Source organism: Pseudomonas sp. WC1 (genome assembly GCF_050586565.1).
Lineage (GTDB): Bacteria > Pseudomonadota > Gammaproteobacteria > Pseudomonadales > Pseudomonadaceae > Aquipseudomonas.
The window spans coordinates 1-19648 of sequence record NZ_JBOBDQ010000082.1; the positions used below are offsets into that span (position 1 = coordinate 1).

A 19648-nucleotide genomic window follows, 5' to 3' on the forward strand; every position below is an offset into this window, starting at 1 on the left:
TGACCCCGCGCAATCCTTTGCTCAGCCCAATCCCTTCTATTAATAATCACGCCTTATAGCCAAAACCAATCGCGAGCATGAGCTTTGCCAATGAGCCTTTAACGGGACCAACGGTTATGATTCTCTCCGTCAACTGATTTCAACCCATTGAAATTCAATCCATGAAGGAGCGTCTCTCATGCCTATCATCAACAGCCAGGTCAAACCGTTCAACGCCACCGCCTACCACAACGGCGAGTTCGTCCAGGTCAGCGAAGCCGACCTGAAAGGCAAGTGGTCCGTCGTATTCTTCTACCCGGCCGACTTCACCTTCGTCTGCCCGACCGAACTGGGCGACCTGGCCGACAACTACGCCGAGTTCCAGAAACTGGGCGTGGAAATCTACGGCGTGTCCACCGACACCCACTTCACCCACAAAGCCTGGCACGACACCTCGGACACCATCGGCAAGATCAAGTACCCGCTGATCGGTGACCCGACCCACGTCATCTCGCGCAACTTCGACGTGCTGATCGAGGAAGCCGGCCTGGCCGATCGCGGTACCTTCGTGATCAACCCGGAAGGCCAGATCAAGATCGTCGAACTGAACGACGGTGGTGTAGGCCGCGATGCTGCCGAGCTGCTGCGTAAAGTGAAGGCTGCCCAGTATGTCGCCGCGCACCCAGGCGAAGTCTGCCCGGCCAAGTGGAAAGAAGGCGAAGCTACTCTGGCACCGTCCCTGGACCTGGTCGGCAAGATCTAAAGCGAAGCCTTTGATCATGCGCCAATCGCGGGCGGTAGGCAGCCGCCAAAGCTGAAGCAGTTACCGCCCCGTAAAAACGCCCGGGCGATCTCGCCTGGGCGTTTTTGTATCCGAGTTTTGAAAAAGGAATCGCCCGTATGTTGGACGCCACGCTTAAATCGCAACTGAAAACCTACCTGGAGCGGGTCACCCAGCCGATCGAGATCGTTGCTTCCCTCGACGACGGCGCGAAGTCCCGCGAATTGCACGACCTGCTGGTGGAAATCGCCGGCCTGTCGAACCTGATTACCTTCGCCGCGGACGGCACCGACGCCCGTCGGCCTTCGTTCTCGCTGAACCGCCCGGGCGCCGACATCAGCCTGCGCTTTGCCGGCATCCCCATGGGCCACGAATTCACTTCCCTGGTGCTGGCGCTGCTGCAAGTCGGTGGCCACCCCTCCAAGGCCAGTGCCGAAGTGATCGAGCAGATCCAGGCGCTTGAAGGTGAGTTCACCTTCGAAACCTACTTCTCGCTGTCGTGCCAGAACTGCCCGGACGTAGTCCAGGCGCTGAACCTGATGGCGGTGCTCAACCCCAACGTGCGCCATGTGGCCATCGATGGTGCGCTGTTCCAGGATGAAGTGGAAAGCCGCAAGATCATGGCGGTGCCGAGCGTCTACCTGAACGGCGAAGTGTTCGGCCAGGGGCGTATGGGCCTGGAAGAGATCCTCGGCAAGATCGACACCAATGCCGGTGCCCGCCAGGCCGAGAAGATCAATGCCAAGGACGCCTTCGACGTGCTGGTGGTCGGCGGTGGCCCGGCCGGTGCTGCCGCGGCCATCTACGCTGCGCGCAAGGGCATCCGTACCGGTGTTGCTGCCGAGCGTTTCGGTGGGCAGGTGCTCGACACCCTGGCCATCGAGAACTTCATCTCGGTGCAGGAGACCGAAGGGCCGAAGCTGGCCACGGCCCTGGAAGAGCACGTCAAGCAGTACGATGTCGACATCATGAACCTGCAGCGCGGCGAAGCGTTGATCCCGGCCACCGACGGCGGCCTGCACGAAGTGCGCCTGGCCGGCGGCGCCTCGCTCAAGGCCAAGACGGTGATCCTGGCTACCGGTGCCCGCTGGCGTGAGATGAACGTGCCGGGCGAGCAGCAATACCGCGCTCGCGGCGTGGCCTACTGCCCGCACTGCGACGGCCCGCTGTTCAAGGGCAAGCGCGTGGCGGTGATCGGTGGCGGCAACTCCGGCGTGGAAGCGGCCATCGACCTGGCCGGTGTCGTTGCCCAGGTGACCCTGATCGAGTTCGACAGCCAGCTGCGTGCCGATGCCGTGCTGCAGCGCAAGCTGTACAGCCTGCCGAACGTCAAGGTGATCACCAGCGCGCTGACCACCGAAGTGCTCGGCGATGGCGAGAAGGTCACCGGCCTGCGTTACAAGGACCGCGCCACCGATGCGTTGCACGACCTGGCACTGGAAGGCATCTTCGTGCAGATCGGCTTGCTGCCGAACACCGACTGGCTCAAGGGCACCGTGGAGCTGTCGCCGCGCGGCGAGATCATCGTCGACGCCAAGGGCCAGACCAGCATCCCGGGTGTGTTCGCTGCCGGTGACGTGACCACGGTGCCGTACAAGCAGATCGTCATCGCAGTGGGCGAGGGCGCCAAGGCGTCGCTGGCCGCCTTCGATCACCTGATCCGCACTTCGGCCCCGGCCTGACCGCCTGCGGGTGCAACGCAAAAAACGCCGCCATCCCTCGGGGATGGCGGCGTTTTAGTGGGTGTCGCCTGTCTCAGGCCGGTTTGCCCAAGACCGCGTCGGTGGCCTTGCCACGCCCGCCCAGCCACACCAGCAGCAACCCGGCCGCCGCCAGCAGGCCGCCGGCCATCGGCACCGCCGCGTAGCCCAGATCCAGGCTGATCACCGCGCCGCCCAGGGCCGCGCCCACGGCATTGCCCAGGTTGAACGCGCCGACGTTGATCGACGACGCCAGCCCCGGCGCTTCGGCGGCGGCGATCATCACCCGCATCTGCAGCGGCGGAACCACGGCGAAGGTGAACATCCCCCAGACCAACAGCGCCAGCGCAGCGCCGACATGGCTGCCCAGCACCAGCGGCATCAGCAACATGATCGCTGCCAGTGCACCGAGGAATATCTTGGCGGCGCCGTCCAGCGACCAGTCAGCCAGCTTGCCGCCCAGGCTGTTGCCCAGGGTAAAGCCGACGCCGATCAGCACCAGGCCGAGGGTGACGAAGCTGGCGGAGGCGCCGGTCAGTTCGGCGAGCACCGGGGCGACATAGGTGTACAGGGTGAACATGGCGCCTGCGCCGAGCACGGTGGTGGCCATGGCCAGCAGCACGTTGGGGCGGGCGATTACCGCCAGCTCCTTGCGGACATGGGGCACGTTGCCGCGCTCGCCCTTGGGCAGCGCGTACCACAGTGCGGCGATGGCCAGCAGGCCGAGCACCGCGGTGCCGGCAAAGGCCATGCGCCAGCCGACCTGCTGGCCGAGCCAGGTGGCGGCCGGCACGCCGCCGATGTTGGCGATAGTCAGGCCCATGAACATGGTGGCCACGGCGCTGGCCTGCTTGTCCCGGGGCACCACGCTGGCGGCCACCACCGCGCCCAGGCCGAAGAAGGCGCCATGGTTGAGGCTGGTGATCAGGCGCGAGACAAGCAGGGTGTAGTAGTCCGGCGACAGCGCCGACAGCAGGTTGCCCAGGGTGAAGATGCCCATCAGCATCATCAGCGCGGCACGCTTGCCGAAGCGGCTGAACAGCAAGGTCATGATCGGCGCGCCGACCATGACGCCGATGGCATAGGCGGTGATCAGCATGCCCGCGCTGGGAATGCTGGCGCCGACGCCATCGGCGATCACTGGCAGCAGGCCCATGGGGGTGAACTCGGTGGTGCCGATGCCGAAGGCGCCGATGGCCAGGGCGAACAGCACCCGTTTGGGGGAAAGCGTGCTCATTGGGAGCTCCGAAAAAGCGTTTGAAATCAGGGAGGTGGGCCTCCATGCCCGAAGGATATCAGTCCCAGGCCGGCACCAGGCCGTCCGGGCTGACTTCACGGCCGTCGCGCTCCAGGGTGGCGATGCGCGCCATGTCGTCGGCGTCCAGGCGCAGGCTCTGGGCGAGCAGGTTGCTGGCCAGGTTCTCACGCTTGGTCGATGAAGGGATCACCGCGTAGCCCAGTTGCAATGCCCAGGCCAAGGCCACCTGGGCCACGGTGGCCTTGTGCTTGGCGGCGATTTGCGCCAGCAGCGGATCCTTCAGGACCTTGCCATAGGCCAGGGTCATGTAGGAGGTTGTGGCGATGCCTTGTTCCGCGAGGAAGGCGGTGAGCTTGCGGTTTTGCAGATACGGGCTGAGCTCGATCTGGTTGGTGGCGATCTCCCCCTGGCCGACCACGGCGATGGCTTGGCGGGTCAGCTCGATATTGAAGTTGGAGATGCCGATCTGGCGGGTGAGGCCCTGGCGCTTGGCCTCGGCCAGGGCCTGCATGTATTCGGGCAGTTCGACGCCGTTGCCGGGCGCCGGCCAGTGGATCAGCAGCAGGTCGACATGCTCGGTGCGCAGTTTGGTCAGGCTCTCGCGCAGGCTGGGGATCAGTTTGTCGGCGGCGTAGTTGTCGACCCAGATCTTGGTGGTGATGAACAGCTCGTCGCGCGGCACGCCGCTTGCGGCGATAGCCTGGCCGACCTCGGCCTCGTTCTTGTAGATCTGCGCGGTGTCGATGGCGCGGTAGCCCAGCTCCAGCGCCGCACTCACCGAGTCGATGACGGCCTGGCCGGTGAGGCGGAATGTGCCAAGGCCAAAGGATGGAATGCTCATGGATGTGCTCCTGTCGAGTGAATGAGTGCAGTGTGCAGGGTTCGGCGGAATTGATTAAGGCCTCGACAAACCAAGGTCCTTTGAGCTGGAGTCATGAATGGAGGGTTGGGTTGTGATCGGTGCGTGACAATAATGGCGCTCACCCGTGGAGGGATACGCTGGATAAGACCGGGCAGGCCGATAATCGCAGTCAGGCCAGCGCTACCGGAGGATGTTGTGATTGAGCAAGTGCGGCTAGGCGTGGCCATGGCTGGATCGACGAAGCTGTGGCCTGCCGTATTTCCAGGAGCAACCTGATTTGTCAGTCAATGCCCTTTACCAGCAGCGGTTCGAGACCGTACTTACCTATATCGAGGACAACCTCGAAGGTGACCTGTCGGTGGAAACCTTGAGCGCCGTGGCTCATTTTTCGGCGTTTCATTTTCACCGCCAGTTCAGTGCCTATGTGGGCGTCCCGGTTGCCCGTTATGTGCAGCTGATGCGCCTGCGCCGTGCCGCGCATCGGTTGGTCGGGCAGCCCGAACACTCGGTGCTGGACGCGGCGCTGGCGGCGGGCTTCGAAAGTCCGGAAGCGTTCAGCCGGGCGTTTCGCCGGGCCTTCGGGCATGCGCCCAGCGCGTTTCGCCGCCGGCCGGACTGGCAGGTATGGAATACGGTGTTTGCCATTCCTCATTTTTCCAGGAGCATCACCATGCAGGTACGAATCGTCGATTTCGCCGCCGTGCGCCTTGCCGCGCTCGAACATCGGGGGCCGCCGAGCCAGGTCAGCGAAACCGTGCGCCGGTTCATCGATTGGCGCATGAGCAGCGGGCAATCGCCCGTGGCCAGCAGCCGCAGCTTCGGCATTCCCTACAACAATCCGGACACTACCGCGCCGGAAGACTTCCGCTTTGCCATCTGCGGGGAAATCCATGAGGCCGTGGCGCCGAACGCTCAAGGCGTCTGTGAGTCGAGCCTGCCCGCGGGGCGCTGCGCAGTGGTGCGCCATGTCGGCTCTCCGGACCACATCGGCGAGACGATCTACCCGATCTACCGCGACTGGCTACCCGGCAGTGGCGAGGAGCTGCGCGATCATCCGCTGTTCTTCCACTACCTGAGCATCTATCCGCAGACGCCGCTGGAACAATGGCAGACGGATATCTACGTGCCATTACGCTGAGCGCCAAGGCCGCGCGCAGATGAGCCCGTTTCCGCAGTCCTTGCAGGGGGGGGGCTTATCTGCGCGGCGGCGCCTCGGTCAGTCGTGGATCTTCGCCGGGTCGGTTTGCAACTGCCACAGCCCGGCATGGGCCGCCAGTTGCGCGTCGAGGTCGTACTGGCTGCCGTTGCGCCGGGCCTTCTCATCAGTCTTGAACAGATCGTCGAGCAGGTTCAGCAGGTTGCGCGAGCGGCTCACCGACTCGGGCGTGCTGACATCGGACTCAAGCTTGCCACCCTCGTAGGTGAGCACGCGCTTGGTGCTGGTGGCCTCCTGGGTGGCCTTGGCTTCCTTGAGCACATTGTCGACGAACGACAGTTCGGTGGTGCTGCTCGCCGTTTCGCTGAGCGTGTGGTAACGGTAGTTCTTCTCGTCGAACGGATCCGCTTCGGTGAGCTTGGCAGCAGACGACAGGCTCGAATGCCAGGCGGCATCCAGCTTGGCCTCCTGGCGTTGCTGACGGGCGATGGTGGTGCCTTGGCCGCTGGTCGAGGTCGATTGCGACACCTGGTAGGCGAAGCGGTCTTCCTCATCCAGGCGTCGCGCGTTCGGGCGGCTGGACGGTTGCACGATCGAGGCCTTGAAGTCGGCCAGGCCGCTGAGCAACGCGCGGCTGTAGGTGTTCACCGCGTCGTTATGGCCCGCCGGGCGCGGGCTGTTGTCGTCGATGCTGTTCAGTTGGCTGAAGGCATCCTTGAGCAGCGAGGTCAGTTGAGCATCGCCCTTGCCGCGCTTCTGCGCCTCGTCGAACTGGGTCAGGTAGTTGTCCAGGGCGGCCTGGCGCTGGGCCTTGCCGCCGAGCAGCGCGCCGCCCTGGGAGTCGAGGTCCAGCTGTACCTGGCCACTCGGGCCATCGAGTTTCAGGCTGCGGGTGGAGCCGTCCAGGCGCAGGTCGAAGGTCTGTTGCCCACCACTGGGCAAGTCCAGCTTGGCATTCATTTGCAGGCCGCTGAACAGGCTCGGATCGAGCTTGACCAGCGAGCCGAGCTGCAGGCTCGGCGGTTGCCGGGTCAAACCATTGATCGCCGACTGGAAACCGTCGGCCAGGGCAGCCAGGCCCTTGAGCTCGTTGGCGTTGAGCTCGCCGCCCTGGACTTCGGCGTCGACCGCCAGGCCCCGCTCACCGTTGAACAAACCCAGTTTCACCGTGGCGCCGGAGGCGGTGGTGAGGCTGAGGGTGACGGTATTGCTGGCGAACTCGCGCAGGCGTGTCTGCTGCAGGCTCAGCGGGGTGGTGTCGGTCTCGTTGACCTGCAAGGCCGACTGGGAGACGCGCTGGCCACCGCTGGCCGCCAGCTGCTCCACCAGGGCGCTGCCCAGGCCCTGGAAGCGGGCGGCGGTGGAGGACGACTTGACCGCGCTGAACATGTACATGCTCAGCTTGTCCAGCCCGTCCTGTTCCCAGGTGTAGTTGGGCTGCGCGCTGTCCAGCGTGCCTCGCGAGGTGTAGGTCTCACTGTCGGGAATGCGGGTGTCCTGGCCCAGGATGACCTGGGTGCCTGGGGCGCTGGCGACGCTCGTGGGCTGGCGAACGATCAGGTTCGGCGCGGGAGCGGGTGGAGTTTGGATCGGCGTGAATCGCAGTGCCGAGGTGATTGGGCTCATCGTCGCTTTCCTTGCGGAGTGAAAAGGATATGCCCTGATATCGGCATGCCATTAGCAAACCTGAGTGAACGTTCGGATTTTTCCTCGGCCTATCCGGACTGGTCGTCTTGCCGGCGCAGAAACGAATCGGCCCGCCATAAGGCGGGCCGGGAGTACTGCAAGCGACGATCAGCGGCGGCGGAACAGCGGCAGCGGTTCGTCGGTGGCGCCCTGGTAGGTCACCGAGAAGTCCTTCAGGCTCTGCAGCGCGTCTTCCGGGTCCTTGTCGGCGCGGATGGCGAACGCGTCGAAACCGCAGCGGGCCATGTAGAACAGCTGGTCACGCAGTACGTCGCCAATGGCGCGCAGTTCGCCCTTGAACTTGTAGCGGTCACGCAGCAGGCGCGCGTTGGAATAGCTGCGCCCGTCGGTGAAGGCCGGGAAGTTCAGGGCGATCACCTGGAAGTGCTCGACGTGCTCGCCGATTTCCTCGGCTTCTTCGTCGCTGTCCAGCCAGATGCCCAGGCCGCCGTCGCGGGCCTTGAGCAGGCTCGGATGGTCGCGCCACAGCTGCAGCGGCACGATGTAGTCGTCGCAGTTGGTCAGTTCGTCGATCGAGACGTCCTTGGGCAGCAGGTGCCAGGTTTCGTCGACGATCTGGTTGTTCTTAATGATTCGCTGCATAGACGCGTTCCTTGAAGGGGTCGATGCCGATCCGCTGGTAGGTGTCGATGAAGCGCTCGTCTTCAGTGCGCCGCTCGACGTACACATTGATCAGCTTCTCGATCACGTCGGCCATGTCGTCCTGGGCGAAGGAAGGGCCGAGGATCTTGCCCAGGCTGGCGTCGCGCGCGGCATTGCCGCCCAGCGAGACCTGGTAGAACTCCTCGCCCTTCTTGTCCACGCCAAGGATGCCGATGTGGCCGACGTGGTGGTGGCCGCAGGCGTTCATGCAGCCGGAGATGTTCAGGTCGAGCTCACCGATGTCGAACAGGTAGTCCAGGTCGTCGAAGCGGCGCTGGATGGACTCGGCGATCGGGATCGACTTGGCGTTGGCCAGCGAGCAGAAATCACCGCCCGGGCAGCAGATGATGTCGGTCAGCAGGCCGATGTTCGGGGTGGCGAAACCTTGCTCGCGCAGCTCCAGCCACAGCGCGTGCAGCTGACGCTGCTCGACGTCGGCGAGGATGATGTTCTGCTCGTGGGAGGTGCGCAGGTAGCCGAAGCTGTAGCGCTCGGCCAGGTCGGCGACCGCGTCGAGCTGCTTGTCGGTCAGGTCGCCCGGGGCGACGCCGGTGGGCTTGAGCGACAGGGTCACGGCGACATAGCCCGGCTTCTTGTGCGCACGGGTGTTGCGCGAGCGCCAGCGGGCGAAGCCCGGGTGCTCGGCGTCCAGCGCGCTGAAGTCTGTGTTGTCCAGGGCCAGGTACTCGGGGTCGACGAAGTGGCGGGCGACGCGCTGTACTTCGGCCTCGGTCAAGGTGGTGTTGCCGCCACGCAGGTGGACCATCTCGGCCTCGACCTTCTCGGCGAACACTTCCGGGGTGAGGGCCTTGACCAGGATCTTGATCCGCGCCTTGTACTTGTTGTCACGACGACCGTAACGGTTGTACACGCGCAGGATGGCGTCCAGGTAGCTGAGCAGGTCCTGCCAGGGCAGGAACTCGTTGATGAACGCGCCGATCACCGGGGTACGGCCCAGGCCGCCTCCGACCAATACGCGGAAGCCCAGTTCGCCTGCGGCGTTGCGCACCGGCTCCAGGCCGATGTCGTGCACTTCGATGGCGGCGCGGTCGTCGCTCGAACCGTTGACGGCGATCTTGAACTTGCGTGGCAGGTAGGCGAATTCCGGGTGGAAGGTGGTCCACTGGCGGACGATCTCGCACCACGGGCGCGGATCGACCAGCTCGTCGGCGGCGACACCGGCGAACTGGTCGGTGGTGACGTTGCGCAGGCAGTTGCCGCTGGTCTGGATCGCGTGCATCTGCACGGTGGCCAGCTCTGCGAGAATTTCAGGGATGTCTTCCAGCGCCGGCCAGTTGTACTGCACGTTCTGGCGCGTGCTGATATGCGCATAGCCCTTGTCGTAGTCGCGGGCGATCTTCGCCAGCATGCGGGTCTGACGTGCGTTCAGCTGGCCATAGGGCACGGCGACTCGCAACATCGGCGCGAAACGTTGGATATACAGGCCGTTCTGCAGGCGCAGAGGGCGGAATTCTTCTTCGCTCAGCTCACCGGCCAGGTAGCGGCGGGTCTGATCACGGAACTGCTTGACGCGGTCCTCGATGATCCGCTGATCGTACTCGTCGTATACGTACATATAAGTCCTGTCTCAGGCTGCATGCAGCTAATCGCGCGCACGGCCGCGCACTCCGGGGCGGAGCGGAGGAACGATAGCAGAGTGGGTTTATGCGCTAAAGTGATGTTTTTGCATATGAAAAGAACCATTTGGACTAAGTGAGACTGACTGGCATTTGTCCGCTGCGGTACATCGCAGGGCTATAATCCGGGGTTTGCTTCGCAGGGAAGTAACAGCATGCTCAAGGCCTTGTGCCAGAGCCTGTGCCTGAGCCTGCCACTGGCAGCGAGCGCGCAGGCCGCTTCGGTGGTATTTCTCAACCCGGGCTACTCCGATGAAACGTTCTGGGTTGACTATTCACGTTTCATGCAGGCCGCCGCCAGCGACCTGGGCATGACCTTGCGCGTGCAGTACAGCGAGCGTCGTGCCGACCTTGCGCTGAACCAGGCTCGCGAGGTACTACAAGGGCCGCAGCGCCCGGATTACCTGGTGCTGGTCAACGAGCTGTACGTCGCGCCGGAGATCATCCGCTTGTCGCGGGGCACCGGGGTCAAGCTGTTCCTGGTCAACAACGGCCTCACCGACAGCCAGGCACACAGCGTCCAGGCGCAGCCGGACAAATATCCTGAAGTACTCGGCACGTTGGTCAGCAACGACGAGGAGGCGGGCTACCAGATGCTCAAGGCGCTGGTGGCGCAACTGCCTGCCGAAGCCGGGCCGGTCGACCTGCTGGCCTTCGCCGGGGTCAAGACCACGCCGGCTTCGCAGCTGCGCGTGCAGGGCATGCGCCGGGCACTGGCCGAGTTCCCCCGGGTGCGCCTGCGCCAGGTGGTATACGGCGGCTGGAGCCGCGAGCGCGCCTTCGAACAGGCGCAGATGCTGCTCGAGCGCTACCCCGACACCCGCCTGGTGTGGGCGGCCAACGACCAGATGGCGTTCGGTGCCATGCAGGCCTTCGAAGCGTTGGGCAAGGTACCGGGGCGCGACACCCTGTTCAGTGCGGTCAATAGCTCGCCCGAGGCACTGCGCGCGCGAATCGAAGGGCGTTTGAGCGTGCTCATGGGCGGGCACTTCACCCTGGGTGGCTGGGCCATGGTCATGTTGCACGACGACGCACAAGGGCTTGCAGTGGATCGCGACGGCCAGCGTGAGCACAGCGCGCCCGCCCTGCAACTGATCGACCCGGCCAAGGCGCGGCGCTGGCTCAAGCTGCTGGAGCAGGATGACCACGGCATCGACTTCCACCGTTTCAGTGCCGAAGGGCGGCCGGCGGATTTCCGCTACCCGTTTCTGACGTCACCCGTCGAGTATTGAAAGACCCTGCTTGAGCGCAGGGCATTGCTGGACTTAACTGCTGCTTGTGAAGTGCATTCCCATAACCACTACAAGAGGCAATGCAATGGGAAACTCTACCAAGGTCCGCAAAGCTGACAGCAGTGTCGATGCCTGGGCGATCCTGTGTCTGATCGTACTGGTGGTGGTCACCGCGGTGTACTGGGTCAGCCATCAATAGCGGATAACTGCTCAAGACCGTGAGATACACCTGAACCGCCCGCGGAAGGGATATCCGCGGGCGGATTGCGTTTAGCCAAGCAGTATTGCCCGGCGCGACTAGCGCGCTGTCAGGTGCATCGCCAGCTGCACCAGGCCGATCAGCGCGAAGATGAAGATCAGCGTGAACACCGTCCCCATCACGATGAAATGGCTGGCCTTGCCGTAGGTGAAGTCGCGGGCGCGGTTCTTGCCGCTTTGCACGCCAAACGCCGCGGCAAGGATGCTTTGCAGCATTTGCCAGAAAGTCGGTGGCTTGCCATGTTGGCTGTCGTCCATGAGTGGCTCCTGGGTTCAGAGGCAATCACCGACAGTGTAGGCGACTCAGGCCGATGCGATTGCCGGGCTTGCCTGTTCCTGCTCATCCTGGGCCACCACCCGCTCGCACAGCTCGATGATCTGCTCGCGCATCCAGCGGTTTGCCGGGTCCTGATCGGTGCTTTCGTGCCAGTACAGGTGAGTCTCCAGCGCCGGTACCTCCACCGGCAGGGGCTGGTGGCGCAACTGGTGGCGGCGGGCGAAACGCTCGGGCACGGTCATGACCATGTCGGTCTGCTGCAGTACCTGGGAGGCCATCAGGTAGTGCTGCGAACGCAGGGCGACACGGCGTTGCACGCCCATCTTGCCCAGGGCCAGGTCCACGTAGCCCAGGCCGTTACGGCGGCTGGAGATATGGATGTGGGTCATGGCCAGGTAGTTGTCCAGGCTCAGCTTGCTGTCGGCGTGTGGGTGGCCGGGGCGCATGGCGCAGACATAACGGTCCTGCATGAGCTTGACGTGACGCACCTGAGGGTCGGTGTTCAGTGGCGCGTCGACGGCGAAGTCCAGGCGCCCGGCGGCCAGTTCCTTGGTGGTCTCGCGGCGCTTGCACAGGAAACTCTCGATCACCAGCGCCGGGGCGAGCCGCCGCAGGCGCTGGAACAGCGGTGGCAGGATCACCGCCTCGGTGAGGTCGGTCATGCTGATGCGGAAGGTCTTGCTCGCCTGCAGCGGGGTGAAGATGCGGCTTTCCTGTACCGAGGTGCGCAGCAGCGACAGCGCGTTGCGCACCGGGCCGATGATGTTCTGCGCCATGGGCGTGGGCACCATGCCCTGGGCGGTGCGCACGAACAGCGGGTCGTTGAACGTCTCGCGCAGGCGTGACAGGGCGTTGGACACCGCAGGCTGGGTGATGCCGACGATCTGCCCGGCGCGGGTCAGGTTGGCTTCGGTGTAGATCGCGTCGAAAACGATGAACAGGTTGAGGTCGACCTTGCTGAGGTTCATGGGCGCCGCTCTTTGTTGGAGTTATGGATCGATCATATATTGGTTATGAATGTTTATACACGAAGAAAATAGACTAGGTGGATGAAGGGTGGCTGTTCTAGGCTCAGGTCCATGTTCTTCATTGACGGAAGGTAGCCCCCGATGGATTTCGCCTATTCGCCCAAGGTCCAGGCACTGCGCGAGCGCGTCAGCGCGTTCATGGATGCATACGTCTATCCGGCCGAGCCGGTGTTCGAGCGCCAGGTCGCCGAGGGCGACCGCTGGCAGCCCACCGCGATCATGGAGGAACTAAAGGCCAAGGCCCGCGCCGAGGGACTGTGGAACCTGTTCCTGCCCGAGTCCGAGTACGGCGCAGGGCTGAGCAACCTTGAGTACGCGCCGCTGGCCGAGATCATGGGCCGTTCGCTGCTGGGGCCCGAGCCGTTCAATTGCTCGGCGCCGGACACCGGCAACATGGAAGTGCTGGTGCGCTACGGCAGCGAGGCGCAGAAACGCCAGTGGCTCGAGCCGCTGCTGCGTGGCGAGATCCGTTCGGCGTTCGCCATGACCGAGCCGGACGTGGCCTCATCGGATGCCACCAACATGGCTGCCACCGCCGTGCGTGACGGTGACGAGTGGGTGATCAACGGCCGCAAGTGGTGGACCTCCGGCGCCTGTGACCCGCGCTGCAAGGTGATGATCTTCATGGGCCTGTCCAACCCGGACGGGCAGCGTCACCAACAGCACTCGATGATCCTGGTGCCCACCGACGCAGCTGGCGTGAAGATCGTCCGCCCACTGCCGGTGTTCGGCTACGACGACGCGCCCCACGGCCACGCCGAAGTGTTGTTCGAGAACGTGCGAGTGCCTTACGAGAACGTGCTCCTGGGCGAGGGCCGTGGCTTCGAGATCGCCCAGGGCCGCCTCGGGCCTGGGCGCATCCACCATTGCATGCGCTCGGTCGGCATGGCCGAACGCGCCCTGGAGCTGATGTGCAAGCGCTCGGTCGAACGCACTGCCTTCGGCCGGCCGCTGGCACGGCTGGGTGGCAACGTCGACAAGATCGCCGACTCGCGGATGGAGATCGACATGGCCCGGCTGCTGACCCTGAAGGCCGCGTACATGATGGATACTGTCGGCAACAAGGTGGCGCGCAGCGAGATCGCCCAGATCAAGGTGGTGGCGCCGAACGTGGCGTTGAAGGTGATCGACCGGGCCATCCAGATCCATGGCGGGGCAGGGGTGAGCGGTGATTTCCCGCTGGCCTACATGTACGCGATGCAGCGCACCCTGCGCCTGGCCGACGGGCCGGATGAGGTGCACCGGGCGGCGATTGGCAAGTATGAGATTGGCAAGTATGTGCCGAAGGAAATGCTCCGTAGCGAGCGCTAGGGTTTGCCGCCTGAGTCGTGGTGGCTGGTATTGACGACAGAAGACCCGCCTAGGCGGGTCTTCTGATCGGCATTCGGCCCGGCAGGATCAAACCCCCGCCGCCAGCTTTGCACCCATCTGCCGACGACGATACGCACTGTCGCGGCTGGCCAGCCACCAGTACAGCGGCGAGGTGATCGCCAGCCCCACCAGCCACGACAGGTCGGCGCCGTTGATGTGCTCGGACACCGGCCCGACGTACAGCGGCGTGTTCATGAACGGGATCTGCACCACGATACCCACCGCATAGGCGATCAGCGCCTGGGGGTTGTAGCGGCCGTAGATGCCGCCGTCGACCTTGAAGATCGAGTCGATGTCGTAGTCGCCCTTGTGGATGACATAGAAGTCGATCAGGTTGATCGCCGTCCACGGCACCAGCACCACCAGCAACACCAGCACCATGTCGACGAAGTGGCCGATGAAGTCCGCCGAGGCGAACACCGCCACCACGCAGCAGGCCGCCAGGACGATCAGCGACAGCACGGCGCGGCTCTTGGCAGTGGGGATCCAGCGGTAGGCGAAGGTCTGCACCAGGGTGATGATCGACAGCACCGCGCCGTACAGGTTGAGGGCGTTGTGGCTGATCACGCTGAGCAGGAACAGCACCAGCATCAGCGGGCCGAGAGTGCCGGTGGCAAGCTTGACTGTGTCCATGGTGTCCATCCCGGCAGGAATCGCCAGCACCGCCACCGCGCCGAAGATGAACGACAGGCTCGAGCCCAGGGCCGAGCCCAGGTAGGTGGTCCAGAAGGTCGAGGAAACCTTCACGTCGGCCGGCAGGTAGCGCGAGTAGTCCGATACGTAGGGCGCGAAGGCGATCTGCCACAGCGCCGCCAGGGACACGGTGGCCAGCCAGCCGGCCAGGTTGAAGCCGCCACGGGTGAGGAAGTCGTCGCTCTGCACATGGCTGAAGATGTAGCCGAAGCCGACCACGATGCCAACACCCAGTACCCAGGTACCGATGCGGTTGAGCACGTGGATGAAGCGGTAGCCGATGATGCCGATGATGCCGGAGCCCAATGCGCCGATGACGATGCCCACGGAAACCGGCACCGTCTCGACCACGCCATGCAGCGACTTGCCGGCCAGGACGATATTGGAGGCGAAGAAGCCGATGTACATCACCCCGGCGATCACCACTACCAGCAGGGCGCCGAGCGAACCGAACTGGGCGCGGCTCTGGATCATCTGCGGGATGCCCATCTGCGGGCCCTGCGCTGAATGCAGGGCCATGAGCACGCCGCCGAGCAGATGGCCGACCAGGATGGCGACGATGCCCCACACCAGGTTGAGGTGGAACAACTGCACGCCCAGCGCGCCGGTGACGATGGGCAGCGGCGCGATGTTGCCGCCGAACCACAGTGTGAACAGATCCCTTACCTTTCCATGGCGGTCTTGCGGCGGCACGTAGCCGATCGTGTGTTTCTCGATGAGGGGTGCCGAATTGGCTGCACTGGTCATGACTGACTCCAAGGCAAGGTGGGGCATCGGGTGCTGCCCGGGTGCGTGCCGGCAAGGGGCGACGCGTTCTTGTTGGCGCGATGATGCGGCGCGGGCGGGGATCGAGAAATTAGTAAATTTGTGCTCATGAGCCTTAAAAAACCTAAGGCTGGCAAAAGCTTGGGCGGCGGAGGCACAAGCCCGCCGCCATGATGCGCAGGCGTGAACACGCCTGTGGCGCAGCGGCTATGCTGTCTAGTGCGCGGGTTGAGTGGGGGGCGCCTCATGGCGACGCTGGAGCGGGCCATCGCGATGGCCATCAAGGCACACGAAGGGCAGTTCGATAAAGGCGGGGCGGCTTACATCCTTCACCCGCTGCGGGTGATGGGGCGGGTGATCACCCCCGAGCAGCGCATCGTCGCGGTGTTGCACGATGTGCTGGAAGACACGCCGCTGACCCTGGCCGACCTCGCCCGAGAAGGTTTTCCGCTGAAGATCCTCGCCGCGCTGCTGGCGCTGAGCCGGCGCCAGGGCGAGAGCTACGAGGCGTTCGTCATTCGCCTGGGTGTGGACCCCTTGGCGCGCCAGGTGAAGCTGGCGGACCTGGCCGATAACAGCGACCTTTCGCGCATCCCCTGCCCAGGCCCGGCAGATGTGGCCCGGCTCTGCCGTTACCAGCAGGCCAGCGCCTACCTGCAGACGCTGGCCTGAAGGCCTTCAGCCGCAGGCCTTGAGGTTGACCGGGCCGACGAAGGCGTTGCCGCGCCCCATCACGCATGCCACTTGCTGGTTGCGCTGTAGTTCCCAGGCCTGCGGCGGGTAGGTCTTGTTCCAGGCCTCGAACAACTGGCGGTCCTGTTTGGACAGGCGCAGGTCGTACTGTTTGCTCATGTAGAAGTAGGTGCGCGCGATCATCCCGCGGATCGACGGGCGTGGCATGACCTTCTTGGCCTTGAAGTCGACCTGGGTCAGGCAACTGCCGTACTGGCCATGCTGCTCGGGCAGCCAGCCGAAGCTGAAGTTGCTGCGGTCGCCGTTGACCTCGCCGATGCTCGGCACCAGGTTGTGCAGGTCGGCCTCGGCCCGCTGGTAGACCTTGTCGTTGCGCGAGCAGTTCTTGCGCCCACCATCCTGCCAGCACTGGCGCTGATGGCCGATCTGCCAGGCCGGGACAATGTGCTCCCACTCGATGCGCGAGGCACGGTTGAGGTTCTTGCGCGGCGCATAGCCGCAGGACGCCAGGTCGACCTTGTTGCCCTTGTACTTGCAGCCGCAATAGAACTCGGTGGACTGCGGCGCGTACAGCTTCCAGGCGACCTTCTTGGCCTCCTGGAAGGTGCGCGGTGCGTCGGCGTGGGCGAGGGGGGTAATCAGCAGCAGGCAGGCGGCGAAAAGCGAAACTCTCATGCGCGGTCAGTCTTCCTTCGGCACGGTCCAGAAAACCTGTACGCCGCCATCGTCGCGGTGGGCGAGGGTGACGTTGTCGTTCTCGGCGATTTCCTCGAGCAGGGTTTCCCAGTCGTCGGGCGACTCGTGCTCCAGGCGGAAGATCAAGGCGGCGCGGCTGCGCTGGGCGGTGGGGCTGTTGATGATCTTCTGGATGCGCTGACCCAGTAGTTCATAACTGCTTGGCGACGCGGAGGCGGGTTTGGCCACGGGGCTGTTCCTTGTTTTGCTGTATGTGCATACAGTATTTCACTGTAAGCCGTTTCGCAACAGCAGGTAGGATGAAAGCCGTATAAGACCGTGGTAGAGGGATTGGTTCCATTGAAAGCATCGCGGGGCCAGCCCGCTCCCACACAATCGCCGCAGACTTGTGGGAGCGGGCTGGCCCCGCGATGGGCCGGTATGTTCAACACACCAGCCCGAGGTGCATGCCGATCAGTATTCCCAGAAGATCCGCTGCAGCTCTTTGCTGTCCTGGGTCTTGGTCATTGCGACCATTGCCAGGATCCGTGCCTTTTGCGGGTTCAGGTCATGGGCCACGACCCAGTCGTTCTTGTCATCAGGCTGTTCGGCATTGCGCAGCACAAAGCCGCCCTGGTTGACGTGGGACGAACGGATGATCTGCACGCCTTCCTTGCGCAGCTCCTGCAGCGCCGGCACCACGCGCGACGACACCGAGCCATTGCCGGTACCGGCGTGGATGATCGCCTTCGCGCCACCCTGGGCCAGCGCCTTGTAGGCGGTGTCGGTCACGTTGCCATAGCCGTAGGCGATATCCACGGCCGGCAGCTTGCTGATGGTCTTGATGTCGAACTCGGAGTTGACGGTGTGGCGCTTGGCCGGCAGGCGGAAGAAGTACGACTTGCCTTCGACCACCATGCCCAGCGGGCCCCACTGGCTCTTGAAGGCTTCGGTCTTGATATTGACCGCCTTGCTCACGTCACGGCCGGACTGGATCTCGTCGTTCATGGTTACCAGCACGCCCTTGCCGCGGGCGTCCTTGCTGCTGGCCACGGCCACGGCGTTGTACAGGTTGAGCATGCCGTCGGCGGACATCGCGGTGCCCGGGCGCATCGAGCCGACCACGATGATCGGCTTGTCGGTCTTCTCCACCAGGTTGAGGAAGTAGGCGGTTTCTTCGAGGGTGTCGGTGCCGTGGGTGATGACGATGCCATCGACGTCCTTGCTGTCGGCCAGTTCGGCGACGCGCTTGCCCAGCTTGAGCAGGTCGTCGTTGCCGATGCTTTCCGAGGCGACCTGCATCACCTGCTCGCCGCGCACGTTGGCCAGGTCCTTCAGCTCTGGCACGCCGGCGATCAGCTTGTCGATGCCTACCTTGGCGGCCTGGTAGGTGGCGCTGTTGGCGGCGCTGGCGCCAGCGCCGGCGATGGTGCCGCCGGTGGCGAGGATGACCACGTTGGCGAGTTTCTGTTGTTGCGCGGCTTCCTTGGCGGAAACGCCGGTCGGCAGTACCAACAGCAGCGCCAGGGCGCTCGGTGCGAAGGTCTTGATAGCGGATTTCATCATTACTGCTTCTCTCTTCCTGGGTGAGATGTGCGTTATGTCGCACTGGGTAAAGGCAGATTTCGTACCAGCAACTACCGTTCGTCGAATTTCATCTGGAAACCCCTGTTGCGACTGGGGGTACTCGAAGCGACCATGGGGTCAAGCCGATTCGTGGTGTTCGGCCGGCCGAACAAGCGAAGGAAATGTGTTCGGTTTTTCGGACAAATTGCGGATAATCCGACCGGCGTAGCTGTGGCTGCCTACGCAATGGATTTGACAAAAGCGGGGCCTGTTTACATAGTTAGTCACCGCAAACGTTTGCGATCCGATAAAAACCACAAGATTCGGAGTCATTTCCATGAAGCTGCCGTTTTCCGGCCGTCCGCTGGCCCTCGCCGTTCTGTCGTCGCTGATCTTCTCCCTGCCTACCGCCCACGCCGACGAGGCGCCCAAGGTCGCCCTGGTGATGAAATCCCTGGCCAACGAGTTCTTCCGCACCATGGAAGATGGCGCCAAGGATTATCAGAAGACCCACGCCAGCGAATTCCAGCTGGTCGCCAACGGCATCAAGAACGAGACCGACACCGGCGAGCAGATCCGTATCGTCGAGCAAATGGTCAACGCGGGCGCCAAGGCGCTGGTCATTGCCCCGGCCGACTCCAAGGCGCTGGTATCGGCGGTGAAGAAGGCCATGGACAAAGGCGTGATCGTGATCAACATCGATAATCGCCTCGATCCCGAAACCCTCAAGAGCAAGGGCATCAGCGTGCCGTTCGTAGGCCCGGACAACCGCAAGGGCGCGCGCCTGGTGGGCGACTACCTGGCCCAGCAAAAGCTCAAGGCCGGTGACCAGGTCGGCATCATCGAAGGCGTGCCGACCACCACCAATGCCCAGCAGCGCACCGCCGGTTTCAAGGACGCCATGGAAGCCGCGCAGATGAAGATCGTCTCGGTGCAATCCGGCAACTGGGAGATCGACAAGGGCAACGCCGTTGCCGCCTCGATGCTCAACGAGTATCCCGATTTGAAGGCGCTGCTGGCCGGCAACGACAGCATGGCCCTGGGTGCTGTCTCGGCCGTGCGCGCCGCCGGCAAGACCGGCCAGGTGCAGGTGGTCGGCTACGACAACATCAAGGCCATCGAGCCGATGCTCAAGGATGGCCGTGTGCTCGCCACCCTCGACCAGGCGGCCAGCCAGCAGGCGGTGTATGGCATCCAGGCGGCGCTGAAGATGCTCAAGGGCGAGCAGCCCGGCGTGGATGCCGACAATGTCATCCAGACCCCGGTCAAGCTGATTACCAAGTGAAGTGATTTCGCGGGAGCGGGGGGGGGGGGGGGGGGGGGAGGGGGGGGGGGGGGGGGGGAGGGGAGGGGGGGGGGGGGGGGAGG

Annotated in this window: 18 protein-coding genes; 7 read left to right on the forward strand and 11 right to left on the reverse strand. The window is 64.0% G+C overall.

What is annotated here, in order from left to right:
* Window positions 1-178 precede the first annotated feature (178 nt).
* A complete protein-coding gene (gene ahpC, locus ACQ4OD_RS24730) occupies window positions 179-742 on the forward strand; it encodes an alkyl hydroperoxide reductase subunit C (protein ID WP_023631141.1) in 564 nt (187 codons plus the stop codon).
* A 137-nt stretch (window positions 743-879) separates the two neighbouring features.
* On the forward strand, window positions 880-2442 hold the full coding sequence (gene ahpF / locus ACQ4OD_RS24735) for an alkyl hydroperoxide reductase subunit F (protein ID WP_139670277.1): 1563 nt from the start codon (window positions 880-882) through the stop codon (window positions 2440-2442).
* Window positions 2443-2515: 73 nt separating this feature from the next.
* Here the strand turns inward: ahpF and ACQ4OD_RS24740 are convergent, their stop codons facing one another.
* Complete coding sequence (locus ACQ4OD_RS24740) at window positions 2516-3697, reverse strand: MFS transporter (protein WP_139670279.1); 1182 nt, start codon at window positions 3695-3697, stop codon at window positions 2516-2518.
* 58 nt (window positions 3698-3755) lie between these two features.
* The gene (gene dkgB, locus ACQ4OD_RS24745; protein ID WP_430945100.1) at window positions 3756-4559 is read right to left on the reverse strand and encodes a 2,5-didehydrogluconate reductase DkgB; all 804 of its coding nucleotides are present in this window, start codon (window positions 4557-4559) and stop codon (window positions 3756-3758) included.
* A gap of 298 nt (window positions 4560-4857) precedes the next feature.
* Between dkgB and ACQ4OD_RS24750 the strand changes: the two genes are divergently transcribed.
* Complete coding sequence (locus tag ACQ4OD_RS24750; RefSeq protein ID WP_430945101.1) at window positions 4858-5718, forward strand: AraC family transcriptional regulator; 861 nt, start codon at window positions 4858-4860, stop codon at window positions 5716-5718.
* Window positions 5719-5796: 78 nt separating this feature from the next.
* On the opposite strand, the gene ACQ4OD_RS24755 is transcribed toward ACQ4OD_RS24750, so the two are convergent.
* The 3 genes from ACQ4OD_RS24755 to ACQ4OD_RS24765 all read right to left on the reverse strand — a co-directional run bounded on the left by ACQ4OD_RS24755 (window position 5797) and on the right by ACQ4OD_RS24765 (window position 9661).
* Window positions 5797-7362 (reverse strand): hypothetical protein, encoded by a 1566-nt coding sequence (locus tag ACQ4OD_RS24755; protein ID WP_139670285.1) that lies wholly within the window; start codon window positions 7360-7362, stop codon window positions 5797-5799.
* A 168-nt stretch (window positions 7363-7530) separates the two neighbouring features.
* On the reverse strand, window positions 7531-8025 hold the full coding sequence (locus tag ACQ4OD_RS24760) for a DUF934 domain-containing protein (protein WP_023629994.1): 495 nt from the start codon (window positions 8023-8025) through the stop codon (window positions 7531-7533).
* On the reverse strand, window positions 8009-9661 hold the full coding sequence (locus ACQ4OD_RS24765; protein WP_046855144.1) for a nitrite/sulfite reductase: 1653 nt from the start codon (window positions 9659-9661) through the stop codon (window positions 8009-8011). Before ACQ4OD_RS24765 ends, ACQ4OD_RS24760 begins: the two co-directional genes overlap by 17 nt.
* Window positions 9662-9877: 216 nt before the next feature.
* On the opposite strand from ACQ4OD_RS24765, the gene ACQ4OD_RS24770 reads away from it, so the two are divergent.
* Window positions 9878-10954, forward strand: coding sequence for an ABC transporter substrate-binding protein (locus ACQ4OD_RS24770; protein WP_430945102.1), 1077 nt, complete (start codon window positions 9878-9880; stop codon window positions 10952-10954).
* A 297-nt stretch (window positions 10955-11251) separates the two neighbouring features.
* Here ACQ4OD_RS24770 and ACQ4OD_RS24775 read toward each other — a convergent pair whose 3' ends face one another.
* On the reverse strand, window positions 11252-11470 hold the full coding sequence (locus ACQ4OD_RS24775) for a DUF2970 domain-containing protein (RefSeq protein WP_277504802.1): 219 nt from the start codon (window positions 11468-11470) through the stop codon (window positions 11252-11254).
* A 45-nt stretch (window positions 11471-11515) separates the two neighbouring features.
* Window positions 11516-12457, reverse strand: a complete 942-nt coding sequence (locus ACQ4OD_RS24780; protein WP_102682867.1) for a LysR family transcriptional regulator — start codon at window positions 12455-12457, stop codon at window positions 11516-11518.
* Between the two features lie 141 nt (window positions 12458-12598).
* Between ACQ4OD_RS24780 and ACQ4OD_RS24785 the strand changes: the two genes are divergently transcribed.
* Entirely contained in the window at window positions 12599-13828 is a 1230-nt protein-coding gene (locus ACQ4OD_RS24785) for an acyl-CoA dehydrogenase (RefSeq protein ID WP_139670292.1), read from the forward strand.
* A gap of 87 nt (window positions 13829-13915) precedes the next feature.
* On the opposite strand, the gene ACQ4OD_RS24790 is transcribed toward ACQ4OD_RS24785, so the two are convergent.
* Window positions 13916-15328, reverse strand: a complete 1413-nt coding sequence (locus ACQ4OD_RS24790) for a purine-cytosine permease family protein (protein WP_430945103.1) — start codon at window positions 15326-15328, stop codon at window positions 13916-13918.
* A gap of 264 nt (window positions 15329-15592) precedes the next feature.
* Here ACQ4OD_RS24790 and ACQ4OD_RS24795 point away from each other — a divergent pair, with 264 nt between their 5' ends.
* Window positions 15593-16018 carry a bifunctional (p)ppGpp synthetase/guanosine-3',5'-bis(diphosphate) 3'-pyrophosphohydrolase gene (locus ACQ4OD_RS24795; protein WP_139670296.1) on the forward strand — a complete coding sequence of 142 codons (426 nt, stop codon included), beginning with the start codon at window positions 15593-15595 and terminating at the stop codon, window positions 16016-16018.
* A 6-nt stretch (window positions 16019-16024) separates the two neighbouring features.
* Here the strand turns inward: ACQ4OD_RS24795 and ACQ4OD_RS24800 are convergent, their stop codons facing one another.
* The 3 genes from ACQ4OD_RS24800 to ACQ4OD_RS24810 all read right to left on the reverse strand — a co-directional run bounded on the left by ACQ4OD_RS24800 (window position 16025) and on the right by ACQ4OD_RS24810 (window position 18277).
* Window positions 16025-16714 (reverse strand): endonuclease, encoded by a 690-nt coding sequence (locus tag ACQ4OD_RS24800; RefSeq protein WP_139670298.1) that lies wholly within the window; start codon window positions 16712-16714, stop codon window positions 16025-16027.
* 6 nt (window positions 16715-16720) lie between these two features.
* Complete coding sequence (locus ACQ4OD_RS24805) at window positions 16721-16963, reverse strand: DUF1654 domain-containing protein (RefSeq protein WP_139670300.1); 243 nt, start codon at window positions 16961-16963, stop codon at window positions 16721-16723.
* 225 nt (window positions 16964-17188) lie between these two features.
* A complete protein-coding gene (locus ACQ4OD_RS24810) occupies window positions 17189-18277 on the reverse strand; it encodes an asparaginase (protein ID WP_110704619.1) in 1089 nt (362 codons plus the stop codon).
* Window positions 18278-18617: 340 nt separating this feature from the next.
* Between ACQ4OD_RS24810 and ACQ4OD_RS24815 the strand changes: the two genes are divergently transcribed.
* Window positions 18618-19565 carry a sugar ABC transporter substrate-binding protein gene (locus ACQ4OD_RS24815; protein WP_139670302.1) on the forward strand — a complete coding sequence of 316 codons (948 nt, stop codon included), beginning with the start codon at window positions 18618-18620 and terminating at the stop codon, window positions 19563-19565.
* Window positions 19566-19648 lie beyond the last annotated feature (83 nt).